Origin of the sequence: Stenotrophomonas testudinis (assembly GCF_024499815.1) — a bacterium.
Lineage (GTDB): Bacteria > Pseudomonadota > Gammaproteobacteria > Xanthomonadales > Xanthomonadaceae > Stenotrophomonas.
The window spans coordinates 26,959-43,564 of the sequence record NZ_JAMOKY010000038.1 but is presented as its reverse complement, the minus strand read 5'-3'; the positions used below and the strand labels follow the sequence as shown (position 1 = coordinate 43,564).

Genomic DNA, 16,606 nt, shown 5'->3' with positions numbered 1-16,606 from the left:
ATGGATGCGGCGACCGAGCTTACAGGGACGTACTTGCAGCGTCCCCCTCAACCGGACCCACCCCGCCATCCCACGGATAGCCAGCTCTTGAATTTGACGTTGCTCTGGCCTGTGGCGGGTGCAGGGCGCAGCCCTGCCATGCCCCCCCCCCTCCCAATACAGGTAACTCCAGGTCACAGGATAAGCAGACGCCTTGTTGCTGCCATCGAACAGGTCCACATTCCTGTGCAGGAGGCGGGCTGCCCGCCCGTTCTCGAGACAACAGGAGACCTGCATGTCCGCTGCCCCCACCACCGCCATCTCCCGCGATCCGGCCACCGGCCAGCAGATCGCCAGCCACCCCTTCGCCACCGCCGCTGAACTGGAAGATCTCCTGCAGCGCGGCCAGGTCGGCTTCGCCGCCTGGAGCACGCAGTCGCTGGACGCGCGCGCTGCCGTCCTGCGTGCCATGGCCGCCGTCCTGCGTCGTGACCGGGAGCCGCTTGCCGCGATGGCTACCGCCGAGATGGGCAAGGTACACGCCGAATCGCTGGCCGAGATCGAGAAGTGCGCGCTGCTGTGCGACTGGTATGCCGACAAGGGTGCGCAGTTCCTGCGCGACGAGCCCACCCAGGTGCCCGATGACAAGGCCTACGTGTCCTACCTGCCTCTGGGCGTTGTGCTGGGCATCATGCCGTGGAACTTCCCGTACTGGCAGGTGATGCGCGCGGCCGTGCCGATCCTGATGGGTGGCAACGGCTTCCTGCTGAAGCCGGCCGAGAACATCGTCGGTAGCGCGCAGCTGCTCGATGCGGCCTGGCGCGAAGCCGGCCTGCCGGACGGCACCTTCATCGCCGCCAACATCAGCCGCGAGGGCACCAGCGCCGCCATCGCCGATGACCGCATCGCTGCCGTCACCCTCACTGGCAGCGTCGCCGCCGGTCGCAGCATCGCCGCCCAGGCCGGGCAGGCACTGAAGAAGGTGGTGCTGGAACTGGGTGGCTCCGATCCGTTCATCGTGCTCGCCGATGCTGACCTCGACGCCGCCGTCGATGCGGCCGTGGCCTCGCGCTTCCAGAACACCGGTCAGGTCTGCATCGCCGGCAAGCGCATCATCGTCGAAGAGGCTGTCTACGAGCGTTTCGTGGCGCAGTTCTGCCAGAAGGTGAAGGCGCTGACCATCGGTGACGGCCGCGAAGCCGCCAACCGCATCGGCCCGATGGCCCGCCAGGATCTGCTGGAGCAGCTCGACGCGCAGGTGCGTGCGTCGGTCGATGCGGGCGCGCAGCTGCTGGTCGGTGGCCATCAGCTGGACCGGCCGGGCAGCTTCTACGCGCCGACCGTGCTGGCCGGGGTCGAGCCGGGCATGCAGGCCTTCGATACCGAAACCTTCGGGCCGGTGGCCTCGATCAGCCGCGCCCGCGACGCCGACCACGCGGTGGAGCTGGCTAACCAGAGCGAGTTCGGCCTCAGCGGCAACCTGTGGACCGGCAACCATGAACGGGCCATGCAGCTGGCACGCCGGCTGCAGACAGGCGGCGTGTTCGTCAACGGTTTCTCGGCCTCCGACCCGCGCGTGCCGATCGGCGGCGTGAAGAAGAGCGGCTTCGGCCGTGAGCTCTCGCACTTCGGCATCCGTGAGTTCGTCAACGCGCAGACGGTCTGGTTCGACAAGCGTTGACGCGCGGCTTCCACCCTCTCTGCAACGATCCATCATCAGTCCAGCGAAAAGGACGGCATCCAATGTCCAAGGGTTCAGATCTGCTTGTCGCCGCGCTTGAGAACGAAGGCGTCGAGCGCATTTTCGGTATTCCCGGCGAAGAAAACCTCGACGTGGTCGAGTCGCTGCGCCATTCCAGCATCGAGCTGGTCATTACCCGCCACGAGCAGGCGGCGGTGTTCATGGCCGCCACCTACGGCCGCCTGACCGGCAAGCCGGGCGTGTGCCTGGCCACCCTCGGCCCGGGCGCGCTGAACTTCACCACTGGCGCGGCCTATGCGCTGCTGGGGGCGTGGCCGGTCATCATGATCACCGGCCAGAAGGGCATCGTTGCCAGCAAGCAGGCGCGCTTCCAGATCGTGGACATCGTCAGCACGATGAAGCCGCTGACCAAGCTGGCCCGGCAGATCGTCTCGGCGCGCACCATCCCGACCATCGTCCGCGAGGCCTTCCGCGTGGCCCAGGAGGAGCGCCCTGGCCCGGTGCTGCTGGAGCTGCCCGAGGACATCGCCGCCACCGAGGTGGAGGGCGTGCCCCTCATTCCGACCCACGCGGTGGACCGGCCGATTGCCAGCCCGGAAGCGCTGGACCGCGCGGCGGAGATCATCCGCGGTGCCAAGCGGCCGCTGCTGATGATCGCCTCGGCGGCATCGCGCCCGCAGTCCAGCGAGGCGCTGTCGGCCTTCGTGCAGCGCGCCGGCATCCCGTTCTTCACCACGCAGATGGGCAAGGGCGCGGTGGCGGGCGGCTCGGGCCTGTACATGGGCACCGCGGCACTGACCGAGCGCGACTACGTGCACATGGCCATCGACCAGGCCGACGTGATCGTGACCATCGGCCACGAAGTGACCGAAAAGCCGCCCTTCGTGATGCGCCCGGGTGGCCCGACCGTCATCCATATCGGCTATTCGCAGGCGGCGGTGGAGCAGGTGTATTTCCCGCAGGTGGAGGTGATCGGCGATATCGGTCGCTCGCTGACCCAGCTCGCCGACCGCATCGAAGGCGCCGTGCCGCATTCCGATGCGCTGCTGCCGCTGCGCGCGACCATCCTCGAGCACCTTGCCGACCGTGCCGAGGAGGCCGGGTTCACCCCGCAGCGGCTGGTGCATGACGTGCGCCAGGTGATGCCGCCGGACGGCATCGTGGCGCTGGACAACGGCATGTACAAGATCTGGTTTGCGCGCAATTACCGCACCCAGGTGGCCAACACGCTGCTGCTGGACAACGCCCTGGCGACGATGGGCGCGGGCCTTCCGTCGGCGATCCTGGCCTCGATCCTGTATCCCGAGCGGCGGGTGCTGGCGGTCTGTGGCGATGGCGGCTTCATGATGAACAGTCAGGAGCTGGAGACAGCGCGCCGGCTGGGCCTGAACCTGGTGGTGCTGATCCTCAATGACGGCGCCTACGGGATGATCCGCTGGAAGCAGGCGGTAGATGGTTTCACCGACTACGGCATGACCTTCAGCAACCCGGATTTCGTGAAGTACGCCGAGGCGTATGGCTGCAAAGGCCATGAGGTGACCGCCATCGAGCAGTTCATCCCGACCCTGGAAGCGGCGTTCAACGACGGCGGGGTGCATCTGGTCTCGGTGCCAGTGGACTACTCGGAAAACCAGCGGGTGCTGGTGGAGGAACTACGGCAGGCGTTCCCCGGGAACGGGTGAGGTAGCGCCGGGCCACGCCCGGCGGATTTTGGACGACTGACCGCCGGGCATGGCCCGGCGCTACCGGCTCCGGCGGGGCCCGGGGAGGGCAGTTTTGATATGCTGTCCAACCGGCTGCGCCCGGCGCTGTACCCCCCTCCCACTACACGATTCCCGCAGATCCATGAGCGAAGCTACCGATACCCCCCCCGTCGACGAAAACAAGTTGATCGCCGAGCGCCGTGAGAAACTCAAAGCGCTGCGTGGGCAGGGCATCGCGTACCCGAACGACTTCCGTCGCGAGGACTTCGCCGGGCAGTTGCAGGCCGACTTCGCCGATGCCGGAATCTGGACCGCCGAAGCCCTGGAAGCCAACGGCCGCCAGGTGAAGATGGCTGGCCGCCTGATGGCCAAGCGCATCATGGGCAAGGCCAGCTTCGCCCAGATCCAGGATGAATCCGGCCGCATCCAGCTGTTCCTGCAGGGCGGTGCCCTGGGCGATGCCTACACCGCCTTCAAGGGCTGGGACGTGGGCGACATCATCGCCGTCGAAGGCGCCCTGACCCGTACCAAGACCGGCGAGCTGTCGGTCAAGGCCGAATCGATCCGCCTGCTGACCAAGTCGCTGCGGCCGCTGCCGGACAAGTGGCACGGCCTGGCCGACGTCGAGCAGCGCTACCGCCAGCGGTACGTCGACCTGATCGTGACCCCGGAATCGCGCGCGGTCTTCATCAAGCGCTCCAAGATCATCCGCGCCATGCGTGCGTGGCTGGACAACCGCGACTTCCTCGAAGTCGAGACGCCGATGATGCATTACATCCCCGGCGGCGCGGCGGCCAAGCCGTTCACCACCCACCACAACGCGCTGGACCTGGATCTGTACCTGCGCGTGGCGCCGGAGCTGTACCTCAAGCGCCTGACCGTGGGTGGCCTGGAGCGCGTCTACGAGATCAACCGCAACTTCCGTAACGAAGGCGTCAGCACCCGCCACAACCCGGAATTCACCATGATGGAGCTGTACGAGGCCTATGCCACGTACAACGAGATCATGGACCTGACCGAAGGCGTGATCCGTGACGTGGCCACCACCGTCAACGGTGGCACCGAAGTGGAGTGGGACGGCGCGAAGATCGACCTGGGCCCGGCCTTCCGCCGCTGGCGCATGGACGAGGCGGTGCGTCACCACAACCCGGAAATCTCGGCCGCCGACTGCACCGACCGCGAGGCGCTGCTGCGCCATTGCGAGCGCCTGAAGATCCGCGTCAAGCCGTCCTACGGCTGGGGCAAGCTGCTGCTGGAGATCTTCGAGGCGACCGTCGAGCACACCTTGATCCAGCCGACCTTCATCACCGACCACCCGGTGGAGGTCTCGCCGCTGGCCCGTGCCAACGACAACGATCCGGGCTACACCGACCGCTTCGAACTATTCGTCAACGGCAAGGAACTGGCCAACGGCTTCTCCGAGCTGAACGACCCGGAAGACCAGGCGCAGCGCTTCCAGGCCCAGGTGGCCGCGAAGGAAGGCGGCGACGACGAGGCCATGCATTACGACGCCGATTACATCCGTGCGCTGGAGTACGGCATGGCGCCGACCGGCGGCCTGGGCATCGGCGTGGACCGCCTGGTGATGCTGCTGACCGGCAGCAGCTCGATCCGCGACGTCCTGCTGTTCCCCTACATGCGTCCCGAGCAGTAAGACGCAGTTCCGCTCCCGACTGTGCGCGCCGTCCCGGATCCGGGCGGCGCCATTGACGCGATCCGCACTCGGCGTATGGTTGTGGCACGGCCTTGACACCCGCTATGGCTTGATGGGGTCGGGGAGGGTGCGATGTGGAGAACCCGCTTCACATTGTGACGACGATCATGAACCGGGGGAGCTCGTGACGGGAGTCGTACCGATGCAGGGTGCCAGTGTGCACAGCGGCGGGGTATCCTCGCTGGCTGATCTTCCAGCGTGGTCGAGAAGGCAGGCAGAGAACGCCTTGAACATCGTCATCGTCGACGACCAGACGTCCGCAAGGACGATGCTGCGCCATGTCATTGAAGACATCGCGCCCGAATTGAGCGTACACGACTTCGGTGATCCGCTCACCGCGCTTGCGTGGTGCGAGTCGTACCCGGTCGATCTGCTGCTGCTGGATTACCGCATGCCGGAGATGGACGGGCTGGAGTTCGCCCGCCGTTTCCGCCGGCTGCCCAAGCACCGCGACATCCCGGTGATCCTGATCACCGTGGTCGGCGACGAGCCGATCCGGCAGGCCGCGCTGGAAGCGGGCGTGATCGATTTCCTGGTCAAGCCGATCCGGCCGCGCGAACTGCGTGCGCGCTGCTACAACCTGCTGCAGCTGCGCCAGCAGGCCGAGAACGTGAAGCAACGTGCGCTGTCGCTGGAACAGCGGCTGCTGGCCAGCATGCACGAGGTAGAAGAGCGTGAACGCGAGACCCTTTCGCGGCTGGCGCGCGCCATCGAGTTCCGTGATGCCGGCACCAGTGCCTACCTCGAGCGCATGGCGCGCGTGGCCGGTCTGATCGCCGAGCAGCTGGGCCTGCCCGAAGAGGAGGTCAAGCTGATCGAGATGGCCGCCCCGCTGCATGACATGGGCAAGATCGCCATTCCCGATGCGGTCCTGCTCAAGCCGGGCAAGCTCAATGACGAGGAGCTGGCGATCATGCGCCGGCATCCGCGCATCGGCCACGAGCTGCTCAGTGGCAGCCAGAACCGCTTCATCCAGGTCGGCGCGCTGATTGCCCTGCGCCACCACGAACGCTATGACGGCAGCGGCTATCCCGATGGCCTGGTCGGTGACGCGATTCCGCTGGAAGCGCGCATCGTCGCAGTTGCCGATGTCTTCGATGCGCTGATCTCGCCGCGCCCGTACAAGGAAGCATGGACGATGGAAGCGACCCTGGCGTACCTGTACGCCCAGCGCGGCCGCCTGTTCGACCCGCGCTGCGTGGATGCGCTGCTGCGGGGCCGCGAGCAGCTGGAACAGATCTGCGCCGAGCATTCCACCGCCTCGGCGCGGCCGGGGATGGGCGCGTGACATCCCTGCTGTCGCGGATCCGCCTGCGGTTGTCCCAGCGCCACGACAGCGAACACGGGCAGCAGATCGTCCGCATCGTCCTGATCAGCTTCATCCTGGCCTACGTGCTGCTGCCGGCGCCGCGCCACGACCTGCCGCACGACCAGTACGTGGGCGTGCTGGCCATCGTCCTGACCGGCCTGTCGCTGTCGCTGCTGCTGTTCGGCTGGCTGCTGTGGAAGCCGGGGCGCTCCGATCCACGCCGCGTGCTCGGCATGCTGGCCGACTACGGCCTGATCGCCGCGGGCATGGTGCAGATGGGCGAACCGCTGTCGTGGGTCTACATCGTGGTGATGTGGGTGACCGTCGGCAACGGCATGCGCTTCGGCAACAACTACCTCTACGTCGCCGTGGCGATGGCGATGGTCAGCTTCGGCAGCACCGTGCTGCTGACACCTTACTGGGAGCAGAACCTGCGACTGGCGATCGGGCTCTGGCTGGGCCTGGCTGCGGTACCGTTGTATTTCTCGACCCTGCTCAAGCAGTTGACCAAGGCCATGGCCGAGGCGCGGCGTGCCAGTGAAGCTAAGAGTCGCTTCCTGGCCAACATGAGCCACGAATTCCGAACCCCACTCAATGGATTGAATGGCATGACAGAAGTATTGGCGACGACTCGCCTGGACGATGAGCAACGTGAGTGCCTGAACACCATCCAGGCTTCTTCCCGCAGCCTGCTGGCGCTGGTCGAGGAGGTGCTGGACATCTCCGCGATCGAAGCGGGCAAGCTGCGCGTGGTGGCCGAGGATTTCGTGCTGGCCGACGTGGTCCAGGCCATCGGCCTGATCCTGCTGCCGCAGGCCAAGGCCAAGCACCTGGACTACAAGGTCAAGGTGGCCGCGAACGTGCCCGCCACGCTGCGCGGCGACGTCGGCCACCTGCGGCAGATCCTGCTCAACCTGGCCGGCAACGCGGTGAAGTTCACCGACCACGGCAAGGTGGAAGTGCGCGTGGGCCTCGTCCACGCGGACACCAATGGCTCGGTGCGCCTGCGCTTCGACATCATCGATACCGGTATCGGCGTGCCGGTGGCCATGCGGCCGCGGCTGTTCGAAGCCTTCGAGCAGGCTGACGTCAGCATGGCTCGTCGCCACGAAGGCACCGGCCTTGGCACGACCATCGCCAAGGGCCTGGTTGAGGCCATGCACGGTGAGATCGGTTACCTGGACAGCCCGCCGCAGGGCAGCCACTTCTGGGTGGAGCTGCCGTTCGCGCCGCCGGAGCCGGTGGTGCCGGGCGCGGTCCCCAGTGTGGCCGTCGGCGAGGAAGTCGGCCCAGGCGGCAACGTCATCGCCTTCACCGACCCGTTCCTGCGCCACCGCGCCCGCGTGCGCAGCATGCAGATTCTGGTGGCCGACGACCACGAGGCCAACCGCATGGTGCTGCAGCGCCTGCTGCAGAAGGCCGGGCACAAGGTGATGTGCGTCGATGGCGGCGAGGCCGTGCTCGATGCGCTGGCCGAGAGCGAATTCGACGCCGCCATCGTCGACCTGCACATGCCGGGCATGAGCGGCCTGGACATGTTGAAGGAACTACGCGTGATGCAGTCCGGCGGTGGCCCGCGCACGCCGGTGTTGGTGCTCAGTGCCGATGTCACCCCCGAAGCGATCCAGCGCTGCACCCAGGCCGGCGCGCATGCATTCCTGGCCAAGCCCGTCGTGGCCGTGCGCCTGCTCGATACGCTGGCCGAGATCGCCAACAACGCCCAGCTGAAGGCGTCGGCGCCGCCGATCGTGCGCACCGCCACCAACCTCGATGGCGTGCTCGACACCGGCGTGCTGGATGAGCTGGCCTCGCTGGGCATGGGCGACGGTTTCGAGCGTGAGTTCATCCGCCAGTGCCTGGAGGACGCCGGGAACTGCCTGCGCAAGGCCGAGATCGACGGCGAGGCAGGCCGCTGGGGTGCATTCCGCGAACAATCCCACGCGATCAAGGGCGTGGCCGGCAACCTGGGCCTGGTGCGTGCCGCCAACCGCGCCGGTGAACTGATGCGGATGGCCGACTGGCAGCTCAAGGCCGAATGGCGCCCGCGCCTGGCCGTGCTGCAGGGCGCGATCAAGGAAGGACGGCAGGCCCTGGATGCACGCGCCGAGCGCAAGGCACGCGGCGCGGCCGACGACATGGAACGGTAGCCACGAAAAAAAGCCCGGGGGCCAGCCGGGCTTGAACCCAGAGGGAGAGCAGAGCAATCAGGCGGCGTCGAGGCCGGCGCGACGGGTCTGTGCCTTGATCAGGCGATCCATCGTGCGCAGCGAACGGTCACCCAGGGCCAGAGCGGAGTCGACCCAGACCTTGGTGATTTCCAGCAGCTCGTCGTAGCTGACCGACTGCGCCAGGTTGCGCGCCGCGTTCATCGCCAGGTACGACTGCGGCAAGCGCTGCTGGTGGCGGATCATGTCATCGACGGCGGCGCGGCCTTCCCCCTTCTTCACCAGCACGTCGACCACGCCCAGGGCGTGCATTTCCTCGGACGAATAGATGCGGCCGTCGAGGATGATCTTCTCGGCCAGCTGCGGCGACACCCGGCGGCACAGGAACGAGTACGCGCCCATGCCCGGGAACAGGCCGAACAGCACTTCGGGCAGGCCCATGCCGCAGCCTTCCTCGGCCACGATGGTGTGGCAGGCCAGGGCCATTTCCAGGCCGCCACCCAGTGCATCGCCCTGGATCAGCGCAATCGAACGCACGTCACCGCCGAAGCCGGTGTGCAGATGGTGCACGCCTTCCACGCAGCGCTGCGCATAGGTCAGCAGCAGGTCGCGATTGCCTTCGCGGATCAGGCGGGTGAACAAGTCCAGGTCGCCGCCCAGGTTGTAGGCAGCCGCATCGGAGGCCAGCACGAAATGGCGCAGCCGACCGCTATGGCGCTGGGCCGGTCCACGGGTGATGGCGCTCATGTAGCTCCACATCTCGTCCAGCATGTCCTTCCGGCAGCAGGGACGGATGCCGGTGGCCGCGTCGGCGTGCATGAACAACCAGTGGGCGGAGTCGTCGTCGTTGTCTTCGGTACGGATGGTGGCGAACGGCGAACCGCTGGCAGACAGCTTTTCAATGGTGCTCATGGAAGGGTCCTCGGCATGCGGCCCGCAGAGAGAAGTGGTGGCCGGCGGGCCGAACGGTCCACACACGCGGCGATGCTACACCGGGCGCGGCGCCGCGCACGCGAAAAGGCCCGGGTTGTTTCCAACCCGGGCCCTGAAGGTATTCAAATTCGCCGAAAGCCTTACGTGGCGGGCGTATCGCGAAGCTCGCGTCGGAGGATCTTGCCCACGTTGGTCTTCGGCAGTTCTTTTCGGAATTCTACGATTCTGGGGTGCTTGTAGCCGGTGAGGTTGGCACGCGCATGGTCTTTGACCATTTCAGCGGTCAGGTTCGGGTCCTTCCTCACGATGACCACCTTCACCACTTCACCGGACTTCTCGTCCGGCACGCCGACAGCGGCCACTTCCAGCACGCCCGGCATCATCGCGATGACGTCCTCGACTTCGTTGGGGTATACGTTGAAGCCGGACACCAGGATCATGTCCTTCTTGCGGTCGACGATGTAGAAGAAACCCTGCTCGTCCATCTTCGCCATGTCGCCGGTGTGCAGCCACTGGTCGGCATCGATGGCGGTGGCGGTTTCGTCGGGGCGCTGCCAGTAGCCCTTCATCACCTGCGGGCCACGGATGCAAAGCTCGCCCACTTCGCCCATGGCCAGCGTGTTGCCGTTGTCGTCCTTGATGCAGGCATCGGTGGACGGGATCGGCAGGCCGATGGCGCCGTTGTATTCCTTCAGGTCCAGCGGGTTGATGCAGGCCGCCGGCGAGGTCTCGGTCAAGCCGTAGGCCTCGACCAGGGTCACCCCGGTCACCTTCTTCCAGCGCTCGGCCACCGCACGCTGCACGGCCATGCCGCCGCCCAGGGTCACCTTCAGCGAGGAGAAGTCGACCGTGTCGAAGCCGGGGGTGTTGAGCAGGCCGTTGAACAGGGTGTTGACGCCGGTGATGGCGGTGAAGCGCACCGACTTGAGCTCCTTGACGAAGCCCTTCATGTCACGCGGATTGGTGATCAGGTGGTTGCAGCCACCGAACTTCATGAAGACCAGTCCGTTCGCCGTCAACGCGAAGATGTGGTACAGCGGCAGGGCGGTGATGATCCACTCCTTGCCCGGCTCGATGCCCGATGCGCCGATCCAGGCCGAGGCCTGCTGCATGTTGGCGATCAGGTTGCGGTTGGTCAGCATCGCGCCCTTGGCCACGCCGGTGGTGCCACCGGTGTACTGCAGGAAGGCGACGTCGTCGTGGTCGATCTCGACCTTGGGCAGGGTGTGGCGGCTGCCGAGCTTGAGTGCCTGGCGGAAGCGCACCGCGCCCTTCAGATGGTAGTTGGGCACCATCTTCTTGACGTACTTGAGCACGAAGTTGACGATCGTGCCCTTCAGCCCGAGCAGGTCGCCCAGACCGGTGGTGACGACGTGCTTGACCGGGGTGTCGGCGATGACCTGCTGGACGGTGTCGCCGAAGTTGTCGACCACCACCAGCGCGCTGACGCCGGCATCGACCAGCTGGTGCTTCAGCTCGCGCGCGGTGTACAGCGGGTTGACGTTGACCACGGTCAGGCCGGCGCGCAGCACGCCGAAAGTGGCGATCGGGTACTGCAGGCAGTTGGGCATCATCAGGGCGACGCGGTCACCCTTCTTGAGCTTGAGCTCACCCAGCAGGTAGGCGGCGAACTGCTCGACAAGGGCGTCGGTTTCGCCGTAGGTGAGGACCTTGCCGAAACTGGAGTAGGCGGGACGGTCGCGGAATTTCGCGACGGAAGCGTCGAAGACCGAAGCTACCGAATGGAACTCGTTGATGTCGATCTCGGCGGGAACGCCTTTCGGATAGCTCTGCAGCCAGGGACGATCCAGACTCATATTCCCCCTCCAGGAATCGTTTTTGATGGGCGCGGCGCGGACAGTATCCGCCGAAACCGCTGCGGCCAGCATACCGTTCCGTAGGGAAAACGCGAAGGGGGCCTTGCGGCGCGGGTTGGTCGGATACGTCAGATGCCGCCGGGCATGGCCCGGCGCTACCGATCAGGGTGCGGAAACCGGTAGCGGCGGGCCGTGCCCGGCGGGTTTTATGCGTCAGCCGCGGCTGCGCGCCGGGGCACCGTTGGCCTTGTAGTAGGGCGCGGTGCTGCGGGCCAGCGGTGTGCGGCCGCGGATCACGTCGGCCAGCTTCTCGGCAATCATGATGGTCGGCGCGTTGAGGTTGCCGGTGACCACCTGCGGCATGATCGAGGCATCGACGATGCGCAGGCCGTCCAGCCCGTGCACGCGGCCCTGGCCATCGACCACCGCCATCGGGTCATCGGCGTGGCCCATCTTGTTGGTGCACGAGGGGTGGTAGGCGGTCTCGGCGTGTTCGCGTACGAAGCCATCGATCTGCGCATCGGTCTGCAGCTCGCGGCCGGGCGAGATCTCGCGGCCGCTGTACGGCGCCAGCGCCGGCTGCGCGAAGATCTCGCGGGTGATGCGGATGGCGGCGCGGAACTCGCGCCAGTCCTGCTCGTGCGACATGTAGTTGAACAGGATGCTGGGGTGCACGCGCGGATCCTTGGACACGACCTGGACGCGGCCGCGGCTGGGTGACCGCATCGAGCCGACGTGCATCTGGAAGCTGTGCGCCTTGATCGGGTTGGAGCCGTTGTAATTGATGGCCACCGGCAGGAAGTGGTACTGCAGGTTGGGCCAGTCGAAGGCCTCGTCGCTGCGGATGAAGCCACCGGCCTCGAACTGGTTGCTGGCGCCGATGCCGGTGCCCAGGAACAGCCATTCGGCGCCGATGGCCGGCTGGTTGTGCAGCTTCAGTGCCGGGGCCAGCGACACCGGCTTCTTGCATTCGTACTGCAGGTACATCTCCAGGTGATCCTGCAGGTTGGCGCCGACACCGGGCAGGTGGTGCACCACATCGATGCCCAGGCTTCGCAGCAGATCGGCCGGGCCGACGCCGGAGCGCTGCAGGATCTGCGGCGAGGCGATGGCGCCGCCACACAGCAGAACTTCGCGGCGGGCGGTTGCGCGCTGCGGCTGGTCGTTGTGCAGCCACTGCACGCCTACCGCACGCTTGCCCGAGAACAGAATGCGGTCGGTGAGGGCGTGGGTGACGATGGTCAGGTTCGGGCGCGGCCTGGCCAGGTCCAGGTAACCGCGGGCGGTGCTGGAGCGACGGCCTTTGGGCGTGACCGTGCGGTCCATCGGACCGAAGCCTTCCTGCTGGTAGCCGTTGAGGTCATCGGTGCGCGGGTAGCCGGCCTGCACGCCGGCTTCGACCATCGCGGCGAACAGTTCGTTGTTGCCTGCCTTGGGCGTGGTCACCCGCAGCGGGCCGTCGCCACCGTGGTAGTCGTTGGCGCCGATGTCGCGGGTCTCGGCCTTGCGGAAGTACGGCAGGCAGTCCAGGTAGGTCCAGTCCTCCAGGCCCGGCATGCTGGCCCAGTTGTCGTAATCCATGGCATTGCCGCGGATGTAGCACATGCCGTTGATCAGCGAGGAACCGCCCAGGCCCTTGCCGCGCCCGCAATCCATGCGGCGGTTGTTCATGAAAGGCTCCGGGTCGGTCTTGTACGCCCAGTTGTAGCGCTTGCCCTGCAGCGGGTAGGCCAGTGCAGCCGGCATCTGGGTGCGGAAGTCGAGGCGGTAGTCCGGTCCACCGGCTTCCAGCAGCAGCACGCTGACATCGGCATCCTCGGTGAGGCGGGTGGCCAGCACGTTGCCGGCCGAACCGGCGCCGATGATGATGTAGTCGTACTCGTTGGGGGTACTCATGGTTGTTCTCCTGTTGGCCGGGATGCGCGTTGCGCAGCTCTCCCGGCGGAATGTCGATCCGGCGTTCGCGCCCGGCGGCTGGCTCTGGGCGCGCTGATCAGAACACGCTGATCAGAACACGCTGGCGTAGTCGCCCAGTTCGACCTGCACCGACTTGATGCGGGTGTAGTGGCCCAGCGTGGACAGGCCGTTCTCGCGGCCGACGCCGGACTGCTTGTAGCCTCCGACCGGCATTTCCGCAGGCGATTCGCCCCAGGTGTTGATCCAGCAGATGCCGGCTTCGAGGCGGTGGATGATGCGGTGGGCGCGGCTGATGTCACGGCTGACCACGCCGGCGGCGAGGCCGAACGTGGTGTCGTTGGCGCGGCGCACGGCTTCGTCTTCGTCGTCGTAGGCGAGGATGCTCATGACCGGCCCGAAAATCTCTTCGCGGACGATGGTCATGTCATCGCGGCAGTCGGAGAACACGGTGGGCAGCACGTAGGCGCCATCGGCCAGCGCGCTTTCCTTGGCACGGCCTCCGCCGGTGAGCAGGCGCGCGCCTTCGGTCTTGCCGCTGTCGATGTAGCGCAGCACGTTCTGCATGTGCGGGAAGCTGACCATCGGCCCGAAGTTGGTCTCGGCGGCCTGCGGATCGCCGATGCGGATGCGCTTGACCCGCTCGACCACCGCGGCCTCGAACGCGGCCAGCATGCTGCGCGGCACGAAGACGCGGGTGCCGTTGGTGCAGACCTGGCCGGAGCTGAAGAAGTTGGCCATCACCGCGATGTCGGCGGCGCGGTCGAGGTCTGCGTCATCGCAGATGACCAGCGGCGACTTGCCGCCCAGCTCCATGGTCACTTCCTTCAAGGACGACGATGCGGCGGCGGCCATCACCTTCTTGCCGGTGGCCACGCCGCCGGTGAAGGAGATCTTCTCGATCACCGGGTTCTCGGTGAGCCAGTTGCCGATCTCGCCGCCCGGGCCCTGCACGACGTTGAACACGCCGTCCGGCACCCCGGCTTCGCTGTAGATCTCGGCCAGCTTCAGCGCGGTCAGCGGGGTCACTTCGGAGGGTTTGAACACCATGGCGTTGCCGGCGGCCAGCGCGGGCGCCGACTTCCACAGCGCGATCTGGATCGGGTAGTTCCAGGCACCGATGCCGGCGACCACGCCCAGCGGTTCGCGGCGGGTATAGAAGAAGCTCGACTCACGCAGCGGCAGCTGGATGCCCTCGATGGCCGTGGCCAGGCCGGCGTAGTACTCCAGCACGTCGGCGCCGGTGACGATGTCCACCGTGGTGGTCTCGGCCAGCGCCTTGCCGGTGTCCAGGGTTTCCAGCTGGGCCAGTGCATCATTGCGTTCGCGCAGGAGGTCGACCGCGCGGCGCAGGATGCGCGAGCGCTCCATCGCGGTCATCGCCGCCCAGACCTTCTGGCCTTCGGCCGCGCTCTGCACCGCGCGCTCGACGTCGGCCTTGCTGGCGATCTGCACCTCGGCCAGGACCTGGCCATTGGCCGGGTTGATGGACTGGAAGGTCTTGCCGCTGGTGGCATCGACGCGTTGGCCGTGGATGTAGAGCTGTTGGACGGGCAGGGCGGTCATGGGGGCACTCCTGGAAACAAAAAAAGGGGAAGGGCTTGAGGCTGCTTATACGCCCTCGGGCTGCAGCTGGAAGTCGATGTAGGCGTAGGCCAGTGCGCGGGCGGCGGCGGTATCGAACGGGCCGCCGACCAGGCTGCCGCGCAGCCACAGGCCGTCGATCATCGCGGCCAGGCCACGGGCGGCGTCGCGGGCGCGTTCGGCCGGCAGCGCGCGGTGGAACTGATGGGCCAGGTTGGAATACAGCCGCTGGTCGTTGATGCGCTGCAGGCGGGCCAGTTCCGGCTGGTGCATGCTCGCCGCCCAGAAGGTCAGCCAGACGCGCATGGCCGGGCCGCTGGTCTGGGTCTGGTCGAAGTTGCCATCGACCAGCGCTCGCAATTGGGCCCGCGGGTCGGCATCGGCCTTGGCGCGGTACTGGGCGAAGGCGTCTTTCAGTTCGTTGAGGATCTGCCGCATCGCGGCACTGAGCAGGCCGGCCTTGTCGCCGAAGTAGTGGGCGACGATGCCGGTGGACAGGCCGGCCTGGCGTGCGATGGTCGCCACGGTGGCGTCGGCCAGGCCAATGTCGTGGATTACCTGGAAGGTGGCCTGGATCAGCTGCTCGCGGCGGATCAGTTCGATGCCTTTCTTCGGCACAGTCTCACCTGGGGCATGGGCGTTGGCCCGAGGTGGACAGTATCGCGTTCGTTGATTGAACGTTCAATCAATAAAAAGTGAAGGGGGTGTATGGGCGGGGGTCAGGGTCAGAGCCCTTTCCTGCGGAAAGGGATCCCACCCCGGGATCCGACCCCTTCAGTTACAGGCGGAGGGCGACTTCCAGCAGTGGGGTGGCCCAGGCGGGCGTGGCCGCCAGCTGGGCGAGGTTGTCGGGCTCGGGGTACAGCAACTGGCCATCTTCCATCTGCAGCAGCAGCTGTGGGTCGGGCACGGCCTCGCCGGGGGCGGCGTCGGCGCTGTTGTCGTAGACCTGCAATTGGGCCAGCACCGGCATCAGCCGCACCAGGTTCTGCTGGGCCAGCGGCCAGCGCCGGCGGATATCGGCCTCGTTGATCGGATGCCCACCACTGCGCACCCGCGCCTGCACCCGCGCGATGTGCTGCTCGGGGCTGGACAGCCCGCAGAACCACATCAGGACATCGTGGCTGTGGCTGGCTTCATGCAGCAGGGCGGCGATGGAATTGCCGCCCAGGGTGGTCTCGAAGGCGTGGTTGCGGCCCTGGTCGAGGGCATCGCGTATGCGGTTGACGCCTTCCTGCCAGGCCTGGGCATTGGCTTCGGCCTGCGACAGGCCCGACAGCTCGCGCAGCCCGCGGGCGAAGGTATCCGGGTTGAACCAGTCCAGGCCGGCCTCGCGCAGTACGTGGCCGCCCACCGAACTCTTGCCGGCGCCATTGACGCCGGCAAGGACATACAGGAACGGTCGCGACATCAGTGCCCCGTGCCGGCCTTGACCTGACCCTTCAGGCGGGCCGGGCGGCGCAGCAGGGCGCGCGCGGTGTCACCGGCCTGGGCCTGCTGCAGCACGGCCAGGCGCTGGTCGAAGCCGGCACGCAGTTCGGCCAGGCCCGGAGCCTGCCCGCGCAGTTCCTCCAGCGAGGATTCCAGTGCCTCCACCCGTGCCTGCAGGGCGCGGTACTGCTCGATGGAGACGATGACCGCCTGCGGCTCGTTGTGGTTGGTGACCACCACCATGCGCTGGTCGCGGACCTCCTGCATGACCTTGCGCCAGTGCTCCTTCACCGACGAGGCGGTGGTGTGGGTCAGCTCGTTGATCGGGTCGAAGCGGACGGGGAGGTGAAGCATG

At 66.8% G+C, this 16,606-nt stretch carries 12 protein-coding genes; 5 read left to right on the top strand and 7 right to left on the bottom strand.

Annotated features, from left to right (window positions below):
- Positions 1–274: 274 nt before the first annotated feature.
- The 5 genes from NQ204_RS16455 to NQ204_RS16435 all read left to right on the top strand — a co-directional run bounded on the left by NQ204_RS16455 (position 275) and on the right by NQ204_RS16435 (position 8,554).
- Complete coding sequence (locus NQ204_RS16455) at positions 275–1,660, top strand: NAD-dependent succinate-semialdehyde dehydrogenase (RefSeq protein WP_256644435.1); 1,386 nt, start codon at positions 275–277, stop codon at positions 1,658–1,660.
- A gap of 62 nt (positions 1,661–1,722) precedes the next feature.
- On the top strand, positions 1,723–3,363 hold the full coding sequence (locus NQ204_RS16450; RefSeq protein WP_256644434.1) for an acetolactate synthase large subunit: 1,641 nt from the start codon (positions 1,723–1,725) through the stop codon (positions 3,361–3,363).
- A 163-nt stretch (positions 3,364–3,526) separates the two neighbouring features.
- Positions 3,527–5,038 (top strand): lysine--tRNA ligase, encoded by a 1,512-nt coding sequence (gene lysS / locus NQ204_RS16445; protein ID WP_116863617.1) that lies wholly within the window; start codon positions 3,527–3,529, stop codon positions 5,036–5,038.
- 202 nt (positions 5,039–5,240) lie between these two features.
- A complete protein-coding gene (gene rpfG / locus NQ204_RS16440; RefSeq protein ID WP_116863618.1) occupies positions 5,241–6,386 on the top strand; it encodes a cyclic di-GMP phosphodiesterase response regulator RpfG in 1,146 nt (381 codons plus the stop codon).
- Positions 6,383–8,554, top strand: a complete 2,172-nt coding sequence (locus NQ204_RS16435; RefSeq protein WP_256644433.1) for a response regulator — start codon at positions 6,383–6,385, stop codon at positions 8,552–8,554. The genes rpfG and NQ204_RS16435 overlap by 4 nt, the downstream gene beginning before the upstream one ends.
- A 57-nt stretch (positions 8,555–8,611) precedes the next feature.
- Here the strand turns inward: NQ204_RS16435 and NQ204_RS16430 are convergent, their stop codons facing one another.
- The 7 genes from NQ204_RS16430 to NQ204_RS16400 all read right to left on the bottom strand — a co-directional run bounded on the left by NQ204_RS16430 (position 8,612) and on the right by NQ204_RS16400 (position 16,605).
- Positions 8,612–9,484 (bottom strand): crotonase/enoyl-CoA hydratase family protein, encoded by an 873-nt coding sequence (locus tag NQ204_RS16430; RefSeq protein WP_108768755.1) that lies wholly within the window; start codon positions 9,482–9,484, stop codon positions 8,612–8,614.
- A gap of 161 nt (positions 9,485–9,645) precedes the next feature.
- Complete coding sequence (locus NQ204_RS16425; RefSeq protein WP_116863620.1) at positions 9,646–11,322, bottom strand: long-chain fatty acid--CoA ligase; 1,677 nt, start codon at positions 11,320–11,322, stop codon at positions 9,646–9,648.
- A 213-nt stretch (positions 11,323–11,535) separates the two neighbouring features.
- On the bottom strand, positions 11,536–13,218 hold the full coding sequence (gene betA, locus NQ204_RS16420; protein ID WP_256644432.1) for a choline dehydrogenase: 1,683 nt from the start codon (positions 13,216–13,218) through the stop codon (positions 11,536–11,538).
- A 111-nt stretch (positions 13,219–13,329) separates the two neighbouring features.
- Positions 13,330–14,802, bottom strand: coding sequence for a betaine-aldehyde dehydrogenase (betB, locus tag NQ204_RS16415; protein ID WP_116863622.1), 1,473 nt, complete (start codon positions 14,800–14,802; stop codon positions 13,330–13,332).
- A 45-nt stretch (positions 14,803–14,847) separates the two neighbouring features.
- Positions 14,848–15,438, bottom strand: coding sequence for a transcriptional regulator BetI (gene betI / locus NQ204_RS16410; protein WP_256644431.1), 591 nt, complete (start codon positions 15,436–15,438; stop codon positions 14,848–14,850).
- 160 nt (positions 15,439–15,598) lie between these two features.
- Entirely contained in the window at positions 15,599–16,231 is a 633-nt protein-coding gene (locus tag NQ204_RS16405) for an ATPase (protein WP_256644430.1), read from the bottom strand.
- On the bottom strand, positions 16,231–16,605 hold the full coding sequence (locus tag NQ204_RS16400) for a type II toxin-antitoxin system Phd/YefM family antitoxin (protein ID WP_116863625.1): 375 nt from the start codon (positions 16,603–16,605) through the stop codon (positions 16,231–16,233). Before NQ204_RS16400 ends, NQ204_RS16405 begins: the two co-directional genes overlap by 1 nt.
- Between the last annotated feature and the right edge of the window lies 1 nt (position 16,606).